The following is a 19,196-nucleotide window of genomic DNA, read 5'->3' as shown; positions in this document are numbered from 1 at the left end:
ACCCATGCGAATTCTATTGGTTGAAGACAACCGCGATATCCTGGCCAACCTGGCCGATTACCTGGGGCTCAAAGGCTATACCGTGGATTGCGCGCAGGATGGTTTGTCTGGCCTGCATCTGGCGGCCACCGAGCACTACGATTTGATCGTGCTCGATATCATGTTGCCCGGCATTGATGGCTATACCCTGTGCAAGCGCCTGCGCGAAGATGCCCGCCGCGAGACGCCGGTGATCATGCTCACGGCGCGAGATCAACTGGATGATCGTCTGCAAGGCTTCAAGTCCGGTGCTGATGACTATTTGATCAAACCATTCGCCCTGTCTGAGCTGGCAGCGCGTATCGAAGCGGTCATGCGTCGTACCCAGGGCGGTGGACGAAGGACCTTGCAGGTCGGCGACCTCAACTATGATCTCGACACCCTGGAAGTCACCCGCGAAGGACGGTTGCTGAAGCTCAACCCGGTCGGCCTGAAATTGCTGGCGGTGTTGATGCAGAAAAGCCCGCATGTGTTGCGCCGTGAAATTCTTGAAGAAGCACTCTGGGGCGATGACTGTCCGGACAGCGACAGCCTGCGCAGCCATGTCCACCAGCTGCGCCAGGTGATCGACAAGCCGTTCGCCAAGCCGTTGCTGCAAACCGTGCACGGTGTGGGGTATCGCTTGGCAGAGGGGCGTAATGGAGTTTAAGCAGAGCCTTTCTCAACGCATCATCATTGCCTTTGCACTGATGAGCGCGCTGGTGGCAGGTGCCTTTGCCATGGGCATCGTGGCAACCGTGCACCTGGTGGAGGAAAAACTGATTTCGGCAGGCCTGGGCGGCGATTTGCAGCGCCTGTTGCTGATGGACAATGTCACGGACTGGAGCCATCGACCCGAGCCGGACCAATTGTTCTACTTCAGCAGCGGTCCGGGTGATTTCAGGTTGCCCAAGGATCTGCGGCACCTGGAGCCGGGTTTCCACGAGGTGTTCCGGGAAAACCTGTCGTACCACGCCATGGTCGAAATCGTCGACGGCCGACGGTACGTGCTGTTGCAGGATCAGAGCGACTTTGAAGAGCGTGAGCGGGTGCTGTTTGCCGTGGTGCTGGTGGGTTTCGTGCTCAGTCTGGCGTTGGCGGTGTTTCTCGGCTGGGTCCTGGCCCGCAAGGTGATGGCACCGGTGGTGCGCCTGGCCCGCCAGGTACGCCATCGCGATCAACTGCTGGGTTTGGCTCCGCCCTTGGCCCCGGATTATGCCGCCGACGAAGTGGGCGAACTGGCCGTGGCCTTCGACGCCACCCTCGGGCGCTTGCGTCAAGCCCTGACCCGCGAGCGGTTGTTTACCAGCGATGTCAGCCACGAATTGCGTACACCCCTGATGATTCTGGCCAGTTCCTGCGAGCTGTTGCTGGAAAACCCCGGTCTCGATCAGCGCGGCCGCGCCCAGGTCGAGCGCATCGGCCGAGCCTGTGAAGAAATGCGTGAGCTGGTGCAAACCTTCCTGATGCTGGCCCGAGCCCAGCGCGAAGACGCCAGCATGTCGCCACAGCAGTCCCTGGGCCAGGTGGCCGAGGGCCTGCTCGGTCTGTGGCGCGAGCCCATTGAAAGCAAAGGGTTGAAGCTGAACTTCGAGCCGGGCAAGCCTGGGGCCGAAGTCTACAATGCAACGCTCTTGCATGCGGTAATGGGGAACTTGCTGCGCAATGCCCTGCATTACACCGAGCAGGGCTTCATCCGCCTGACCCTGACGGGCACGGGCTTTCTGGTCGAAGACAGTGGTGTGGGCATTCCCGAGGAAAAACGCGAGGCGATGTTCGAACCGTTCGTTCGTGGCACTGAAAAGCGCGGGGAAGGCTTGGGCCTTGGGCTTTCACTGGTACAGCGGATCTGTGAAAACCAGGGCTGGAGCGTCAGTCTGACAACCATGGAACCCAGTGGCTGCCGTTTTCAGGTGGAGTTGTCCCGAGCTTGAATCCATTGGGCCATGCGTCCGGGAAGCCCTATCATTTCTGTAAAACCCTGTAATACTTCTAGGTTTCCTTAACAAATTTTTCACAATTGGATCACCTGTAACCGACACCACGAAACCTAAGGTAGTTGTTATCAGAAGTTCAGGAGACCTGATGATGGACGGCCCGATCAAACTCGATTTTTCCGAAAAGTACGACGATCAACACGCACAGCGTTATCTGCGTAAGCACCAGGACGGTCTCGGCCGTAAATTGTCTCACTGGCGTGACCTGCAACTGGCACGCAAGGCGCTGGCCCTGGTGGGCGAGCCTGGCCTGGTCCTCGACTTGCCGTGCGGTGCAGGGCGTTTCTGGCCCATGCTGGCCGAAAAGCCCAACCGCGTGATCATCGGCGCCGATAACTCGGAGTCCATGCTGAAGATCGCCACCCAGGCGCAACCTGCCGATGTGGTGAAACGGGTACAACCCTTGCACACTTCTGCATTCGACATCGCCTTGCCGGACAACGCCGTCGACAGCATTTTTTGCATGCGCTTGCTGCACCACATCGGTGAAGCCGAGCATCGCATGGCTATTTTGCGCGAATTCGAGCGCGTTTCCCGTGACAGCGTGATCCTTTCGTTGTGGGTCGATGGCAACTTCAAGGCCTGGAAACGCAAGCGGTCGGAGAAAACACGTGGGCAGGAAGGTTACCAAAACCGGTTTGTGTTACCGGCCGCTACCGTAGAAAAGGAATTTGAGCAGGCGGGTTTCCGCATCCAGGAACAACTGGACTTTTTGCCGCTCTATGCCATGTGGCGAGTTTACGTATTACGCAAGAGGTAACAGGATGGCAGTGCAGTGTGCAGCAGAAACGGAAGTCGCTCCCCAGGACCGCTTCGATTACTTCTGGAATCAGCGCGGTGAATGGGTAGAAGAACCCAACGTCCGTCGCGGCGGGGAAAGCGGCGTTCAACGCGTTATGGGCAGTGATGGTCAGCTGCTCTACGTCAAGCGTCAGACCGGGCATATCCATCGCAGCTGGCTGCACCCTTTCGGGCGGCCTACGGTGCTGCGCGAGCAAGCTGCCCTCACCGGTGTAACTGCGCTTGGTGTACGGGTTCCGCAAATCGTTTTCTGCGGCGCACAGCGCGATCCGGTGCACAAGTGGCGTGCATTGCTGGTCACCAAGTCACTGGATGGCTTCGAGGAAATCGAGCACTGGTACGCTGGTGGCGGCCGCGAACGTCATGGTGAAGCCGTAAACGACCGTGTGCTCAAGGACCTGGCTGAAAACCTGGCCCGCATGCACAAGGGGCGCTGGCAGCACAGCTGCATCTACATCAAGCACGTATTCGTTCGCGTGACCGGGGAGGGCGAGTCGGCCAAGGTCGAAATTGCCCTGATCGACCTGGAGAAATGCCGACAGCGTTTGACCGCCTATCGCGCTGCTGCCCATGACATGAAGCAATTGCGTCGCCACTCGTCGTTCAGCGATGCAGACTGGAAAAAGCTCGTCTATTTTTATGAGACGGCGTTTGGCAGCGCTATCAAGGGTTTATAGCGATGAAACTCGAAATTGCACGAGGTTTGTTTCTGGTAGGAGCCTTGGCAGTTGCATCAATCGCGATGGCAGCCTGGGAGCAACCGCGCCCCCAGGTTCTCAGCTCGATAAGCGCAGAAGAACATTGTCCATTGCCACGGGTTGCCAAGGCATCCGTGGCCACTCAACCCGATCATGACTTGTTGCTGTTCATGTTCGGACTTTCTCAGGGATTGAGGCCGCAAAGTTGAACCGATTGAAGCCCAAATGAAAGGCCTCGCATTAGCGAGGCCTTTTTTTTCGGGCTTTCATTGGTTTGGTCACGGTCCCTTGTAGGAGCCGGCTTGCTGGCGATGGTCGTTAACGATAACGCGTATGAACTGGATAAACGCGGCGCACTTGAGCCCATCGCCAGCAAGCCGGCTCCTACAGTTATTGAGTTATGTTTCCCGAGGTTTATCGGGCTTGGCCAGCAGCGTGTACACGCAGGGCAACACAAACAGGGTGAACAAAGTGCCGATCGACATGCCTGTTGCGATGACCGTGCCGATGTCGAACCGGCTGACCGCGCCAGCACCGGTGGCGATGATCAATGGCACCATGCCGAACACCATCGCCGCGGTGGTCATCAAGACCGGACGCAGGCGGATGGCCGCCGCTTCCTCCACCGCTTCCCGTGCCGTCAGCCCCTTGTCCTTGCGTAGCTGGTTGGCGAACTCGACGATCAGAATGCCGTGCTTGCTGATCAGCCCGATCAACGTCACCAGCCCGACCTGGGTGTAGATGTTCATGCTCGACCAACCCAGGAACAGCGGAATCAATGCGCCGCAAATGGACAGGGGCACGGTGACCAGGATCACCAACGGGTCGCGGAAGCTTTCGAACTGGGCCGCCAGTACCAGGAAAATGATCGCCAGTGCCAAGGCAAAGGTGACCCAGAGGGCACTGCCTTCCTGAACATACTGTCTCGACGCGCCGGCGTAGTCGAAGGAAAAACCGACGGGCGCCTCTTCCCGGGCGATCTGGCGCACGAGGTCGATGGCTTCCCCCATGCTCACAAGCGGCACGCCGGACAGGATGGCCGAGTTGAGTTGCTGGAACTGGTTCAGTTGGCGTGGTCGGGCACGGTCGGTGATGGTGATCAGGGTCGACAATGCCAACAGTTCGCCCTTGGTGTTTTTCACGTAGTAATTGTTCAGCCAGTCCGGATTGTCGCGAAACGGCCGCTCGACCTGGGCGATGACCTTGTAGCTGCGACCTTCAATGGTGAAGCGGTTGATCTCGGCCTCGCCCAGCAGGGTCGCCAGGGTTCCTCCCAGATCCTGCATGGAAACCCCCATCTGCGCGGCCTTGGCGCGGTCGATATCCACCACCACTTCCGGTTTATCGAAGGCCAGGTCAACGTCGACGAAGGCAAACTTGCCGGATTCCATCGCACGTTTTTTAACCCGGTCGACCACCTGCAATAGCAATTCGTAATCGTTGGCGGAGTTGATGACGAACTGGAACGGCAGGCCTTCGCCGGTGCCCGGCAGGGACGGCAGGTTGAAGCCGAAAATCTGCAACCCGGGGATACTTTCCAGTTTGCTTTGAACCTCGGGCAGGATCGCCATCTGGGTACGGCTACGCTCGTTCCATGGCTTGAGCAGGAAACCGCCGATGCCCGATTGCACGCCGTTGAAACCGTTGATCTGGAACGACGAGTAGTACTCGGGAAAGGCCTTGAAGATCGAGATGAACTCGTCGGTGTAGGCGTTCAGGTAGTCCAGGTTGGTCGGTTGCGGGGCGTTGGCCAGCATGAAAATGATGCCCTGGTCCTCATCCGGAGCCAGTTCCGATTTGGTGAACTTGAGGAAGACCGGAATCAGGCACAGCACGATCACAGCGAACACCAACACCACCGGCCGGGTGTTGAGGGTGCCGTGCAGCATGCTCTGGTAGCGGCGCTTGAGGCTTTCGAAAATCATGTCCAGGCGATGGGCCAGGCCACTGGGATTTTCATCGTGGCGCAGAAGAAACGCACACATCATCGGTGACAGGGTCAGGGCGACGATACCGGAAATCACCACCGCGCCGGCCAGGGTCAGGGCAAACTCCTTGAACAGCGCCCCGGTCAGGCCGGTCAGGAAACCGATCGGTGCATACACCGCCGCGAGGGTAATGGTCATCGACACCACCGGCATGGCGATTTCCCGGGCTCCTTCAATAGCGGCATCCAGCGGTGTCTTGCCTTCCTCGATATGGCGATGAATGTTTTCCACCACCACGATGGCGTCATCCACCACCAGGCCGATGGCCAATACCATCGCCAGCAGGGTAAGCAGGTTGATCGAGTACCCCATCATCTGCATGAAGAACATCACGCCAATCATCGACAGCGGGATGGTCACCACCGGGATCACCACCGAACGCAGGGCGCCGAGGAACAGGAACACCACCACGATCACGATCAGCACCGCTTCGAACAGGGTTTTCACCACTTCGTCGATCGAGGCCTGGATGAACAGGGTGGCGTCATAGGCAATTTCACCCTTGAGGTTCGGCGGTAGCTGGGCCTCAAGGTCCGGCATGATCTTGCGCACTTCCTTGATCACTTCCAGCGGGTTGGCGCCGGGCGTCGCCTTGATGCCGATGTACACCGAAGGGGTGCCACCGAACGAACTGATGGTGTCGTAGTTCTCCGCGCCCATTTCGACACGCGCCACATCGCGCAGCAGCACACGGCTGTCGCCGTCGACCTTGAGCGGGATTGCCCCGAACGCTTCGGCGGACTTGAGTTCGGTATTGGCGTTGATGCTGGTGACCACGTATTCGCCTTTCACCTCGCCAGCGGCCGAGAGGAAGTTGTACTGGCGCACCGCGTTGGTCACATCGCTGGCGCTGAGGCCGAAACCCGCGAGCTTCACCGGGTCCAGCCACAGGCGCATGGCAAAGACCTGGTTGCCGAGGATCTCGGCCTCGGCCATGCCGGGCAAGGTCGCCAGTTTCGGCTGGATCACCCGTGACAGGTAATCGGTAATCTGCGGGTTGTTCAATTCCTTGCTGAAGAAGCTGATGTACATCAACGCTGATGCATCGGCAGATTCTTTGCTCAGTACCGGGTCTTCGGCGTCCTGGGGCAGCTGGTTCTTGACCTCGTTGGCCTTGGCCAGCAGTTCGGTAAACAGGCGGTCGCTGTTGGAGCCCACGCGTGCGTAGATCGAGATCACCGAAAAGTTCTGGCGACTGACCGAGGTCATGTAGTCGATGCCCTCGGCGCTGGCCAGGCTTTGCTGCATCGGTTGAGTGATATAGCCCTGGATGGTCTCGGCGTTGGCCCCGGGGTAGGCGGTGGTCACCGTGATCAGAGCGTTTTCCATTTGCGGATACTGGCGCAGCGGCAGCTTGCTCCAGGCCTGGAAGCCCAGCAGCACAATCAGCAGGCTGACGACGGTTGCGAGAACCGGGCGGCGAATGAACGGATCGGTAAAAGCCATGGGGATTCCTTGATCAGTTCGCGCGTGGCGCACTGTTCTGCTCGGCGAGGGTCTTGTCGTCGCTGATGGCGATGTGTGCACCGTTATCCAGTTTGAGCTGGCCGGCGGTCACCACAGTCTCGCCGTTCTGCACGCCCTTGGTGATCATCACTTGCCCATCGCGGCGTTCGCCGGTTTCGACAAAACGCCGTTCGGCGATCAGCACTGGCTGGCCCTTGTCGTCTTTTTCCAGGCTGCCATCTTCGGCCTTCTTGGGTACGGCCACGTACACCGAGTTGCCGTAGAGCGTGTAGCTGATCGCGCTTTCCGGTACCACGATGCGCGGCTGCGGGTTGGGCAGGAGCACCTGGAGGCTGGCGAACATGCCGGGCAGCAACTTGCCATCGGGGTTGGACAGGGTGGCGCGGACCTGAACGTTACGGGTGCTGTTTTCGACTTTGGGGTTGATTGCACTGATGGTGCCGGGGAACGTCTGGGTCGGATAGGCCGAAACGATGATCTGAACCGGCTGGCCGATGGCGACTTTCGGTACCGATTGTTCCGGGACGAAGAAGTCGACGTAAAGGCTGCTGAGGTCTTGCAGGGTGGCGATCATGGTGCCGCTGGCCACGTAGTCGCCGACATCCACCTGGCGAATGCCGATGGTGCCGCTGAACGGCGCGATGATGCGTTTTTTCTCGAGCGCCGCCTTGAGCTGGTTGACCGTGGCCTTGCTCTTTTTCAGAACGGCCGAGAGCCGGTCGAACTCACCCTTGGAAATCGCCTGGCTGCCCACCAGCTGGCTGCCACGGCTGTAATCCACCTGGGCCAGCCCGAGGTCGGCCTGTGCGGTTTCCAGGAGGGCGGTTTCCACGGCGCTGTCTAGTTGCACGATCGGCTGGCCGGCCTTGACCTTCTGCCCTGACTCGAACTGCACGTCGGTGACGGTACCGGCAATTTCCAGGCTCAGGTCGACACCTTGCAGCGCCTTGAGGGTGCCGACCGTGGGCAGCCGGGATTGCCACGGACGTTCGGTGGCGGTGGCCACAGCGACATTGATGGGCGGTTTGGGTGCGGAGAAGCCTTGAATCATCGTATAGACGGAGAAGGCTTTGTACGCGCCCAGGACCAGCACAATCAGCAAAACAACACCCAACATGATCAGCATGCGGCGACGCAGCATATTCCAGTTCCTTGGAGAAAATCAGGTGAGACAGTCGGGCACATTACTCCGACTGGGAAAGGGATTCCAATGGCTGTTTATTGGAACCCCATAACCTGTAGGAGCCGGCTTGCCGGCGATAGTGCCGTTGAATTTACGCTGTTCTCGAGATTGCCATCGCTGGCAAGCCAGCTCCTGTAAGGGGATGCGTTTGGCGGGTGTTTACGCCATCAGATGCAGATGGTTGTCCCAGAGCCCTGCGGGTAGCTCCAGCGGCTTTGCAACAAGATTTGTCTGGCGGCAGTCGTAGTAGCGGCAACGTCCCTGGCCCGAGGTCACGACAAAACCATCGGCCACGGCGCCAACCCCGGCGCAATCAGGCAGTGGCGCATCCAGGCGTACTTCGCCGCTGTCCAGGTCCCAGATGAAAAACCGGTTGCCCCGTGGTGCAGTCAACGCCACCAGGCGCAAGTCGTTGTGTACCGCGACGCTGGCGGTGTAGTGCCCCATGGCTTGCAACTGGTGCTCGGGCACCGGGAACGCCACGAAAGGCTGGCCGGGACGCTTGATCGCCAGCAGCTCCGATGACTCGTGGGCCGCGCCCATGAATTGCTGGCTGGCAACGATGGTGCCGTCGCTGGCGATGGCCAGATGGCGCACGCTGTTCATCTGCTGGGCGAGGGTTTCCTTGCTCAGCAGGGTGCCATCACGTTGCATCAGGACCAGGCTTGGTTCCATGGCGTTGAGGTTCATCTCCACCCGGCTTTCGGCTTCGGTGCGAATCCCGCCGTTGGCCACCACCAGGGTTTCGCCATCGGGCATCCACGACACCTGGTGCGGACCGAGGCCGTGGGTGGATATCTCACCGCTGTGCACCAGCCGTTCACCTTCGAATTTGTACACGCCGAGCAGGCCACGACCCGGATCGGTGGTGTCGTTTTCGGTGGCGTACAGCCAGTCGCCGCTGTGGTGGATGACGGCGTGTCCGTAGAAGTGCCGGTTTGGCTGCGACACCACGGTTTGCAGGAGCGCGCCGTCGCGCAGGTCGATCAGGTAGCTCTCGGTACCCGGACGGCGGGCGACAAACAGCGCAATCGGCTGTGTCGGGTGGTTGATGATGTCGTGGCAACGCTGGCCGACCCGGGTGGCGAACACCTGGGTGCCATCGAGCCGATAACCGACAGCGTAATGCTGGCCATCGGTATCGTCCCGTGCCGAAAGCAACAACGGACTCTTGTCCTTTTGCTTGAACAGCTTCCAGCCGCCCAGCGTCACCGCACCCAGCAACAAACTACCCAAGGTCAGAGCCTGGCGTCGCAGCATGGAACTCGCCCCCATCAGTCGCCGTCGTTGGCGTTGAAGCCCAGTTGGATGCCCAGCGCCTTGGCCAGATCAGCCTCGTGCAAGCGATGGACAACGTTGAGGCTGTCGTACAGATCGTTGAGTTGCTGGCGGCCGGCGTCGTCACCGAGCATGTCGGTCAGCGAGCGCTGGTTGCCGGCGAACAGTTTCAGCGAGGCGGCATAGGCGGCATCGATCTTGTCGGCCAAGGGTTTCTGCTCGCTCGGCAACAGGCTGCGCAGGCCTTTGTTGTCCACACCTTCCCAGACTGTCTTGGCGGCCGCGAGGCTGGCCTCGAGGCTGGTCAGGGACGACTGGCTACGCCATGCGTCGGCCTGGAACGGTTGCGGCACACCCTTGCTCTGGCGACCCATCGGCGTGCCGAGCTTTTTCTTCAGGGTGTCGATGGCCGTGACTTGTACGCGCAGCAGTTCGGCGATCGCTTCGTGGGAGTCCGCGTAACGCTGGTTCGGGAATTTGCTCATTTGCGCGAGCATGCCGTCGGTGTTGTTCCAGGTTTGCAGAATCTCTTCGGCCAATTGCTTCTGGCGTTCGCCGATGGCGACCAGCAGCGGGCAGTACTTGCTCTTCTGCTCAGCGTTGGCCACGTCAGGCTTGCTGTCGAACAGAATGTATTCGTAGGCCGAGAGACCCTGTACCACAACGCTGGACTTGGCCAGTGCGGCGGCATCGATTTGCGGCTGGGCGGTGACCAGTTGCTCGACCTGCCGGCCGACCAGGTTTTTCTTGTCCGGCCAGAACTGCACCTGCCACGAACGGTTGCCTTCGGCCAACGGCCCGATCAGCAGGGGTTGCAGCTCGGCCCAGGCTTTTTGCGCATGCAGGAAGTCGGCGCGGGCCGTTTCCAGGGTTTCCTTGCCTTCGCAGTAGGCAAGGGCGCTGACCGCCAATTGACGGTCGGCTTCAACCCAGCGGGTGTAGGTCGGCAGGATCACCGATTTGGCGATGGCCGCCGACGTGACTGCTTGCGGATCCTGCGGCGAGCAGGCGCCCAGGGCGAGTGCGGCAAGGCTGGTGAACAACAGTTTGGGACGGAACATGTTGGGCTCCCGCGAGTGGAATGCGTGTTAAAGGGAATTCAGGAACGCCAGCAACGCGCTGCGCTGCTCGGCATTGAAAGACAAAACCTGTTGCTGCGCCGCTGTCGCCTCGCCGCCATGCCAGAGCACCGCTTCGAGCAGGTTGCGGGCGCGGCCGTCGTGCAGGAACTGGGTGTGGCCGCTGACCGCCTGTGTCAGGCCGATGCCCCACAATGGCGGGGTACGCCATTGGCGGCCGCTGGCCTGGAATTCTGTACGGTTGTCGGCCAGGCCGTCGCCCATGTCATGCAGCAGCAGATCGCTGTACGGGCGGATCACTTGATTGGCCTGTTCAGGTTCGGCCGCGTTGGCGGCGGTGGTGTATTTCGGCGTGTGGCAGGATTGGCAGCCGGCCTGATAGAACAAGGTTTTGCCGGCCAGCACTTCAGGCGCGTTGACGTCGCGACGGGCCGGGACGGCAAGATTGCGGCTATAGAACAGCACCAGGCGCAGGATGTTATCGCTGACTTCCGGCTCGCCATCCGGGCCGATGCCACTGGGTGCCTGTTTGCAAGCCGTTTGCGCGTCCGTGCAGTCATCAACGGGTCTCAGGCTGGTCGTGAGGCCCATATCGCCTGAAAACGCGTGAACATTTTGTTGATTGAGGTTCGGTTGTCCGGCTTTCCAGCCAAACCTGCCCAACACGGTCTTTTGCTGGGCGTCGTCCCACACCTGGTTCGGGCGTCCGGCAATGCCGTTTTTCGCCTTGGCCTGTGCCTCGGCATTGGCCAGGATCGCTTCGTCTGGAATCGCTTCGAGCAGGCCAAGGCCAATCATTGGCGGCGCTACACGTGCCGAGAATCGAGTGTCGGGGTGCATCGGGCCGTAGCCCAGCTGGGTGATGTTCAGGCTTGGTTTACGCAACTCGACTTCGGTGCCGTCCTTGAAGCGAACCGGCACGGCGGCGTAATCGACCCGCACTTTGCCTTCGGGGGCCACACCGGGTACGGCCATGTCCTGGAACTGTCCACCGTAGACAGGCTCCGGCACCACGCCGAGCTGTTCGATGACCTTGGCATACGCCGGGGCGTCGGGAATCGACAGGCGTACCAGCATCGATACGGCGTTCACATCGTCCGGAGTTGGCGGATGGCCGCGGCCGTCCTTGATGTGGCAGCCCTGGCAGGCATTGGTGTTGAACAGGGGACCGAGGCCATCGCGGGCGGTCGTCGTCGAAGGGGCGATCACCCAGGGGCTGCGGAAGAAACTGTTGCCGACGCTGAAATCCACACGCCGTGACGGCGGCAGGTTCGCCGAAGGCATGGAAAACGCATTCTGATCGGTCTTGCGCACCGTCGCACTGCCGCCAGAGCGGGCTTCACCGGGTTCGGCCTGGGTGAATTTCGGGGCGTCATCGCAGGCACTCAGGCCCAGGGCCAGAAACAGTGCGGACAAGCGAAGAGGCAGCGGGGGCATCAGACATCCTGCAAGACGAGCAAAACAAGGGCGCAAAGTCTAACAGGGGATAGGAAATTGAATAAGAGGAATTATCGTTTGCTTGATGTGGGGCAGGTAATTTGGCTTACCCATAACCCCCCTGTGGGAGCGGGCTTGCTCGCGAAGGCGGTGTGTCAGTCACCACAATTGTTGAATGTGACGCCGTCTTCGCGAGCAAGCCCGCTCCCACACCGGGATGTGTGCAGCAGATATGAAAAAGGCGACCCGAAGGTCGCCTTTTTCACTCAGCCAGCGTTGATCAGAATTCGTGATCAGCGTTGTCCGGGTTCAGGTCGGAGATACCCAGTTTGCCAGCGGCGGCTTCGATCGAACCGGTCTGCTTGACCAGGGATGCGATGGCGTCACGGACGATCTGGTTGCCTGCGGTGTTGCCGGCAGCGATCAACTGGTCGTAGTGCTCACCCTTGTTGGCGTGATCAACCATGATCTGGATCTTGGCTTCGGTGGCGGCCAGGTCGTCTTTCAGGGCGGTGTCGGCAGCCGGGTCGGCCTTGGCCACCAGGGACGACAGGCTGGCGCCGGTCATTTTGGTGCCGTCGACACGGGTGTATTCGCCCAGGTACACGTTACGAATGCCCTTGGCATCGTAGAAGTGCGAGTTGTGGGTGTTGTCGCTGAAGCAATCCTGTTCGTCTTCAGGAGAGTTGGCTTCCAGGGAAACCTTCATGCGCTCGCCCGCCAGTTCGCCCAGGGACAGGCTGCCCATGCCGAACAGCATTTTGCGCAGGCCGGATTCAGCCGGTTCGGCTTCCAGGGTGGCGCGGTAGTTGTCGGCCACGTTCGGCTTCCAGTTACCGACCATTTCTTCCAGGTCGCTGACCAGCAGCTGGGTCACGGACTTCAGGTAGGCACGACGACGATCATTGTGACCGCCGGTAGCGCCTTTGCCTTCCAGGTAGTCCGAGGCCGGACGGTTGCCGGCGCCAGGGCCGGTGCCGTTCAGGTCCTGGCCCCAGAGCAGGAATTCGATGGCGTGGTAGCCGGTGGCAACGTTGGCCTCGGAACCGCCCAGTTCGTTCAGGCTGGCGAGTTTCTCCGGGGTGATGTCTTTGACATCGACCTTGTCTTCGCCGATCTGTACTTCAGTGTTGGCGATGATGTTGGCAGTGGCACCCGGGTTGCCCAGGGCGTGTTCGTAGGACTTGTCGACATAGTCGATCAGGCCTTCGTCCAGCGGCCAGGAGTTCAGCTGACCTTCCCAGTCGTCAACGATGGTGTTGCCGAAGCGGAACACTTCGCTCTGCAGGTAAGGCACGCGAGCGGCAACCCAGGCAGCCTTGGCGGCTTTCAGGGTGTCGTCGTTCGGCTTGGCGAGGAAGGCGTCAATTGCGGTTTGCAGGGTCTTCGCGGTGGATTCGGCATCGCTGTAAACGGCGAACACGATGTCGGCGTAATGGGCGACAACGGCTTTGGCGGCAGCTTCGTCGACTTTACCGGCAGCGGCAGGCGCAGCAGCCGGGGCAGCCGCAGTGCTGGCAGCTGGCGCAGGCGCGGCAGCTTTTTCTTTGTCTTTACCTTCGCCACAACCGGCGAGGGAAATAGCGATGGCCAACAGACTGGCGGTAGCCAGAGGCATACGAATCATGGCGAACATCCTGCTTCGAAAGGGGGTGGATTCGTGCTGTGCGCACGCAAAACTGCGACATAATGCAAATCTTTCGCATTATGTGTAAAGAGTTGTAGGTGGAAATATTTCGTATTCACGGAAGGTGGCTCGCAACCTTGTAGGAGCGAGCTTGCTCGCGAAGGACTTCAAGGCGACGCGTTTTTTCAGGTTGCCCGCGTCATCGTTCACGATCATCGCGAGCAGGCTCGCTCCTACAGGAGGGTTGTGTTTTTTACAAAATAGCGGCATTGCTGCGTTGGGCCTGTTTCAAATAGGCACCCAGCTCCCGTGCCGGCAACGGCTTGCTGTAGTGGTAGCCCTGACCTTCGTGGCAGCCTTCGGAAATGATGTAGGCCTCTTGCTCGGCGGTTTCCACGCCTTCGGCAATCACCTGCATGCCCAGGCTCTTGCCCAGCTGGATAATGGCGCGAACGATGGTCGCATCGTCGTCGTCATCGAGCAGGTCCTGAACGAAACTCTTGTCGATCTTGATCTTGTCCAGCGGCAGGCTCTTGAGATAGCTCAAGGACGAATAGCCGGTTCCGAAGTCGTCGATGGCGATCAACGCGCCGGAGCGGCGCAGGCTGAGCAGGTGCTGGGCGGCGGTGCTGATGTCTTCCATCAGGCCGGTTTCGGTGACTTCCAGCTCCAGGCTGCGCGGTGGCAGGCGATACATCTGCAGCAGGTTGTTGACCACCCGCGGCAGTTCGGCGTGGTGCAATTGAACCGTGGACAGGTTCACCGCCATGCGCAGGTCGCTGAAACCCTGGTCATGCCATTCGCGTAACTGTTTGCAAGCCTGGTCCAGCACCCATTCGCCGATGGCAATGATGGTGCCGTTCTGTTCGGCCAGCGGGATGAACAGGTCTGGCGGCACCAGGCCGTGCTCGGGGTGTTGCCAGCGTATCAGGGCTTCGACGCCCACCACGCGGTTATCGCGATAGCTGATCTGCGGCTGGTAGACGAGGTAGAACTGGTTACGGATCAGGGCATCGCGCAGGTCTTTTTCCAGCTCGCGGCGGCGACGCATTTCGGTGTCGACGCTGGCGATATAGAACTGATAGCGGTTGCGCGAGCGGGTCTTGGCCAGCGTCATCGTCTGCTCGGCCTTTTGCAGCAACTTCTCGGTGCTGTCGCCGTCCTCGGGGAACAGGGTGATGCCGATGGTGGCGCGCAGGCGGATCTCCTGATGGTCGAGGGCAAACGCCGCTTCCAGATCATCAAGAATGCTTTGCGCCAGCTCGGCGGCTTCGTAGGGTTGTTCGATATCGGCCTGGACCAGGGCGAACTGGTCGCCACCGAGGCGGGCGAGGGCACCCAGGCGACCGCTATGGCCGCGCAGGCGATCGGCCAGGGCCAGCAGCAACTGGTCGCCAGTCTGGTAGCTGAACTGCTCGTTGATGCCCTTGAAGTCATCGAGGCCGACACACAACACCGCGACCCGGCGTTGCAGTCTGCCGGCGTCGACGAGGATCTTGTCCAGTTGCTGCTGCAATTGCTGGCGGTTCGGCAGTCCCGTGAGGAAATCGTACTGGGACATGCGCAGCAGGCTGTTTTCCGCTTCATGGCGCAGATGGGTATTGCGTTCGATGGACTCGAGCAACTGGTTGGCGGTGTTGATCCAGATGCCCAGTTCGTTCTTCTCGTGCCCCTTGAGCAGCGGGATCTTGTGTTCGCTGGGACGATCCGGGTTGATTTCCGTGAGGTGCTCGATGATCCGCGACAGCGGCTTGGTCAGCAGCCAGTGATAGACCAGGTACAACACCAGCCCCATGGCGAGCGCGCGCAGTACGCCGGAGATGAAGATGATCACCGAGCTGACAATGAATCCCTGGCCGTAGGTGGCGGTGTCGAGGGTGATGCTCAGGTCGCCGTAATACTCGCTGTAAGGCCCGCGACCGACCAGTTGGGTGGTGAAGGTGCGTTCCTTGCCAAGAATCAGGTCGGTCAGCCAGCGGCTGCTCGATTGCTGCAGCTCGCGGGATTTTTGCGCGAGCATGGCTTCGTTGGGATGGCCGATGGAGGCCTGGCGCACGGCGTCGTCCTGGAACAGGCCTTCGATCACCTGCATGCCCATTTCCCGGTCCAGGCTGTAGACGGCCTGGGTCGAGGGGTCGCGAAACATGTCGAGGATGCGCTCGGCATCGCTGGCGACGGCCTGGCGTGTTTTATAGGCATCGAACACGATCTGCGCGCAGCTCAAGACCACGCCGACGATCAATGCCGACAGGAGCACGACCCGGAGCAACTTCACCGACAAGCTGTTCTTGAGTTCCAGCTTCAAAGGGTTATTCCTTGTTCCGTGCGGGTAGCATCAAGTTGCCATGAGTATTGGCAATCCGGTGATGGCAGTCAAAGGGACAATCATCCTTGGGGGATTTTGCCTGCTGCTTGGCCGATTTGCAGTTGTCTTGACGAGTTAGGCTATTAGCACTGTGTCGGTTGTCGAGTCCTTCAACTTGAGGGGCGGGGTGTAGATATTTTCCTTTTGTTTGATGTTAGCTGTCTGTGGTGGTGGGGCAAGGTGAGTGGGTTTGGGTTTTTAACGGAGTGCATATCCGTTTCTGCGGTAACGGCCACTTATGGTTTCGCCCTTACGGCGAGTCCCTTTTGTCAAACGACACAAAAGGAACCAAAAGGTCTCGCCCCTTGCGTACGGCCCCTCGCTTAGGCTCGGGGTTCCTTCGCTCCGGCATTCATCCGGGGGCATCGCCCTCCGGTTGGCTTCGCTGGCACCTACATGCGATGAGTTCGACTGCGTCGAACGGCGCTGCGCGCCAATCCCCGGATGAACACCGGAACGAGGCCTTCCGAGGGGGCGGGTGGATCAAGATCAAGAGCTGCAGGCGAGCTAACGCTCGGCCTGATGAGTGGTGAAGAGCGGCGGGTGTACGCGGCTTTTGTCTTTGCTTTTGCTTTTCTGTAGGAGCTGGCTTGCCAGCGATAGCGGCCTGCCAGCCAACCAATATCTCCCAGACATACGTCGATCCCTTGTAGGAGCTGGCTCGCTAGCGATGGCGGCCTGCCAGCCAACCAATATCTCCCAGACATACGTCGATCCCTTGTAGGAGCTGGCTTGCTAGCGATGGCGGCCTGCCAGCCAACCAATATCTCCCAGACATACGTCGATCCCTTGTAGGAGCTGGCTTGCTAGCGATGGCGGCCTGCCAGCCAACCAATATCTCCCAGACATACGTCGATCCCTTGTAGGAGCTGGCTTGCTAGCGATGGCGGCCTGCCATCCAACCAATATCTCCCTGACATACGTCGATCCCTTGTAGGAGCTGGCTTGCTAGCGATGGCGGCCTGCCAGCCAACCAATATCTCCCTGACATACGTCGATCCCCTGTGGGAGCTGGCTTGCCTGCGATGGCGGCCTGACAGCCGACCAATCTCCCACGCCTCTAAGCTGATTGTTTCCACGCCTGCGCGTGGGAACGCTGCCAGAGAAGCTCCGCGTTACGTTTTTGCGGGTTGACACGGTGTAGGAAAGCGCCAGAAGTTTCCCACGCAGTTTTCAGGTTGCCCGTCGGAAGCGGGCTGAATAGCCTTTGGCTGTCGCTGAAAACTCAGCGATCGGGTGTGAGAACCCGGCAAGTCATAGTCATCCAGTGCCAGTGTCCGCATAATTGCCGCCAGCTTATACGCTGTCTGTAAGTGCGTTATGGCGGCTGTGTGCGGGCAGACTTATGTCTGGCCGGGTGCCTATGACCGGTTTCTCACCTCGCACATAGCTGCCACCTCTTTGCCGTGTGAGAACGGCAATGGGCGGCACCCACCGCATAGGAATCTTTCAGTGGATAAGTTAATCCCCGATCCCCCCAACAACACCACCAAACCCTACACCCCCAACACCATGTTCATGATCGTCCCGGACATGGATACCGAATCCCTGCTGGCCCACGCCTGTGAATCACTGGCTTCGGCCAATGTCATGGCGAGTGATTTCGCCACCTTCCTGACCGGCCCTCAGCGCAACATGGCGTTGGCCATTGCGCAGATCATCATGCTGGCGGAGCTGGCGGTGAATCGTGCGTTGGATAACGTCGATCCACGGTAGTTGGCAGGCTGACCGCGTTATCGTTCTTCGCGAGCAAGCCCGCTCCCACAGTGGTCCGGTGTAGACCGACCCAATGTGTGGGGGCTTGCTCGCGAAGGGGCCCAGCCGAACGCTGAAAATCCCGGGCAATAAAAAACCCGGCTAAAAAGCCGGGTTCTTTTGACTGGCGTCGAGATTAAGCGGTGAAGGTTTTGCCTTCGAACTGCTCAGCCACGAACTTCCAGTTGACCAGGTTCCAGAACGCTTCGACATACTTTGGACGAACGTTGCGGTAGTCGATGTAGTAAGCGTGTTCCCAGACGTCGCAGGTCAGCAGCGGAGTGTCGCCGTTGGTCAGCGGGTTGCCGGCGCCGATGGTGCTGGCCAGGGCCAGGGAACCGTCAGCCTTTTTCACCAGCCAGCCCCAACCGGAACCGAAGGTGCCAATGGAAGTCTTGCTGAACTCTTCCTTGAACTTGTCGAACGAACCGAAAGCAGCGTTGATGGCTTCAGCCAGCGCGCCGGTTGGTTGACCGCCAGCGTTTGGCGCCAGGCAGTTCCAGTAGAAAGTGTGGTTCCAGACCTGAGCGGCGTTGTTGAAGATACCGCCCGAGGAAGTCTTGACGATTTCTTCCAGGGTCTTGCCTTCGAACTCGGTGCCTGGCACCAGGTTGTTCAGGTTCACGACGTAGGTGTTGTGGTGCTTGTCGTGGTGGTATTCCAGGGTTTCCTTGGAAATGTGCGGCTGCAGGGCATCGTGTGCGTACGGCAGCGGCGGCAATTCGAAAGCCATGATGATTCTCCTAATCAGGTCAGTTGCGGTGAGCGCAAGGCCGATCACGGGCGGCCAAACAAGCGCCGGGGAGTTTGTACTCTTTGCGGCGCAGGGAGTCGGATCATAGCACCGGGGGGGCGGCATAACCACGCAACAACTGTGTGGAATAGAGGTTCCGCGAATCAGATGGCCGTGATCAACTGCAGCGCTACGGCAAACATCATCACCGCCACCAACAGATCGAGAATTCGCCAGGTACTGGGGCGGGCGAGCCAGGGTGCCAACCATGCCGCACCCAGGGCCAGGGTGAAAAACCACAGCAGCGAGGCACTGGCCGCACCCACTACATATGCGCCGGGCTCGGTTTGTTGTGCGCCCAGGGAGCCGATCAGCAAAACGGTGTCCAGGTACACATGCGGATTGAGCAAGGTCACTGCCAGCGCACTGAGCATCACTGCCCGCAGCGAACGTACGGTCTGGCCCTCGCCCTGCTCAAGGCTTTGTTTCGAAAAGGCCCGGCGCAGTGCCTGGCTGCCGTACCACAACAGGAACGCTGCGCCACCCCAGCGGGCGATCGCCAGCAGTGTCGGGTTTTGCGCCAGCACCGTCGCCAGGCCGAATACGCCGGCGGCCACTAACAGGGCGTCGCAGGCCACGCAGAGTGCCGCCACCGGCAGGTGATGTTCACGCCGCAGGCTTTGCGCCAGGACAAACGCATTCTGGGTGCCGATCGCCATGATCAGGCCGAAGGCCACGAGCAGCCCGTTCAGATAACTTTGCCACATGAT

At 59.9% G+C, this 19,196-nt stretch carries 15 protein-coding genes; 6 read left to right on the top strand and 9 right to left on the bottom strand.

Annotation, left to right across the window (positions count from 1 at the left end; genetic code table 11):
* Window positions 1-4 precede the first annotated feature (4 nt).
* From colR to QMK54_RS25245, 5 genes are all read left to right on the top strand, one after another.
* Window positions 5-688, top strand: a complete 684-nt coding sequence (gene colR / locus QMK54_RS25265; RefSeq protein WP_110663084.1) for a two-component system response regulator ColR — start codon at window positions 5-7, stop codon at window positions 686-688.
* Window positions 678-1,952, top strand: coding sequence for a HAMP domain-containing sensor histidine kinase (locus QMK54_RS25260; protein ID WP_320401520.1), 1,275 nt, complete (start codon window positions 678-680; stop codon window positions 1,950-1,952). The genes colR and QMK54_RS25260 overlap by 11 nt, the downstream gene beginning before the upstream one ends.
* 154 nt (window positions 1,953-2,106) lie before the next feature.
* Window positions 2,107-2,775 (top strand): class I SAM-dependent methyltransferase, encoded by a 669-nt coding sequence (locus tag QMK54_RS25255; protein WP_110661179.1) that lies wholly within the window; start codon window positions 2,107-2,109, stop codon window positions 2,773-2,775.
* A 4-nt stretch (window positions 2,776-2,779) separates the two neighbouring features.
* Entirely contained in the window at window positions 2,780-3,493 is a 714-nt protein-coding gene (locus tag QMK54_RS25250; RefSeq protein ID WP_110661175.1) for a lipopolysaccharide kinase InaA family protein, read from the top strand.
* Between the two features lie 2 nt (window positions 3,494-3,495).
* On the top strand, window positions 3,496-3,723 hold the full coding sequence (locus tag QMK54_RS25245; protein ID WP_110661176.1) for a hypothetical protein: 228 nt from the start codon (window positions 3,496-3,498) through the stop codon (window positions 3,721-3,723).
* A gap of 189 nt (window positions 3,724-3,912) precedes the next feature.
* On the opposite strand, the gene QMK54_RS25240 is transcribed toward QMK54_RS25245, so the two are convergent.
* From QMK54_RS25240 to QMK54_RS25210, 7 genes are all read right to left on the bottom strand, one after another.
* On the bottom strand, window positions 3,913-6,948 hold the full coding sequence (locus tag QMK54_RS25240) for a multidrug efflux RND transporter permease subunit (protein WP_320401519.1): 3,036 nt from the start codon (window positions 6,946-6,948) through the stop codon (window positions 3,913-3,915).
* Between the two features lie 13 nt (window positions 6,949-6,961).
* Complete coding sequence (locus tag QMK54_RS25235; protein ID WP_320401518.1) at window positions 6,962-8,110, bottom strand: efflux RND transporter periplasmic adaptor subunit; 1,149 nt, start codon at window positions 8,108-8,110, stop codon at window positions 6,962-6,964.
* Window positions 8,111-8,311: 201 nt separating this feature from the next.
* Window positions 8,312-9,412 (bottom strand): DUF1513 domain-containing protein, encoded by a 1,101-nt coding sequence (locus tag QMK54_RS25230; protein WP_223591700.1) that lies wholly within the window; start codon window positions 9,410-9,412, stop codon window positions 8,312-8,314.
* Window positions 9,413-9,426: 14 nt separating this feature from the next.
* Window positions 9,427-10,491 carry an imelysin family protein gene (locus QMK54_RS25225; protein ID WP_110660831.1) on the bottom strand — a complete coding sequence of 355 codons (1,065 nt, stop codon included), beginning with the start codon at window positions 10,489-10,491 and terminating at the stop codon, window positions 9,427-9,429.
* 27 nt (window positions 10,492-10,518) lie between these two features.
* Window positions 10,519-11,946, bottom strand: a complete 1,428-nt coding sequence (locus QMK54_RS25220; RefSeq protein WP_223591705.1) for a di-heme oxidoredictase family protein — start codon at window positions 11,944-11,946, stop codon at window positions 10,519-10,521.
* Window positions 11,947-12,226: 280 nt separating this feature from the next.
* Window positions 12,227-13,573, bottom strand: a complete 1,347-nt coding sequence (locus QMK54_RS25215; protein WP_110660833.1) for an imelysin family protein — start codon at window positions 13,571-13,573, stop codon at window positions 12,227-12,229.
* A 253-nt stretch (window positions 13,574-13,826) separates the two neighbouring features.
* Window positions 13,827-15,878, bottom strand: coding sequence for a putative bifunctional diguanylate cyclase/phosphodiesterase (locus tag QMK54_RS25210; protein ID WP_110660835.1), 2,052 nt, complete (start codon window positions 15,876-15,878; stop codon window positions 13,827-13,829).
* Between the two features lie 1,512 nt (window positions 15,879-17,390).
* Here QMK54_RS25210 and QMK54_RS25205 point away from each other — a divergent pair.
* Complete coding sequence (locus QMK54_RS25205) at window positions 17,391-17,654, top strand: DUF6124 family protein (RefSeq protein WP_110660838.1); 264 nt, start codon at window positions 17,391-17,393, stop codon at window positions 17,652-17,654.
* Window positions 17,655-17,829: 175 nt separating this feature from the next.
* On the opposite strand, the gene QMK54_RS25200 is transcribed toward QMK54_RS25205, so the two are convergent.
* Window positions 17,830-18,426, bottom strand: coding sequence for a superoxide dismutase (locus tag QMK54_RS25200; protein ID WP_103396359.1), 597 nt, complete (start codon window positions 18,424-18,426; stop codon window positions 17,830-17,832).
* A gap of 164 nt (window positions 18,427-18,590) precedes the next feature.
* Complete coding sequence (locus QMK54_RS25195; protein WP_110660839.1) at window positions 18,591-19,193, bottom strand: LysE/ArgO family amino acid transporter; 603 nt, start codon at window positions 19,191-19,193, stop codon at window positions 18,591-18,593.
* Window positions 19,194-19,196: the final 3 nt, after the last annotated feature.

It is taken from the genome of Pseudomonas sp. P5_109, assembly GCF_034009455.1.
Classification (GTDB): domain Bacteria; phylum Pseudomonadota; class Gammaproteobacteria; order Pseudomonadales; family Pseudomonadaceae; genus Aquipseudomonas.
Note: the sequence above shows the minus strand (reverse complement) of the source record. Positions and strands in the feature narration are given on the sequence as shown.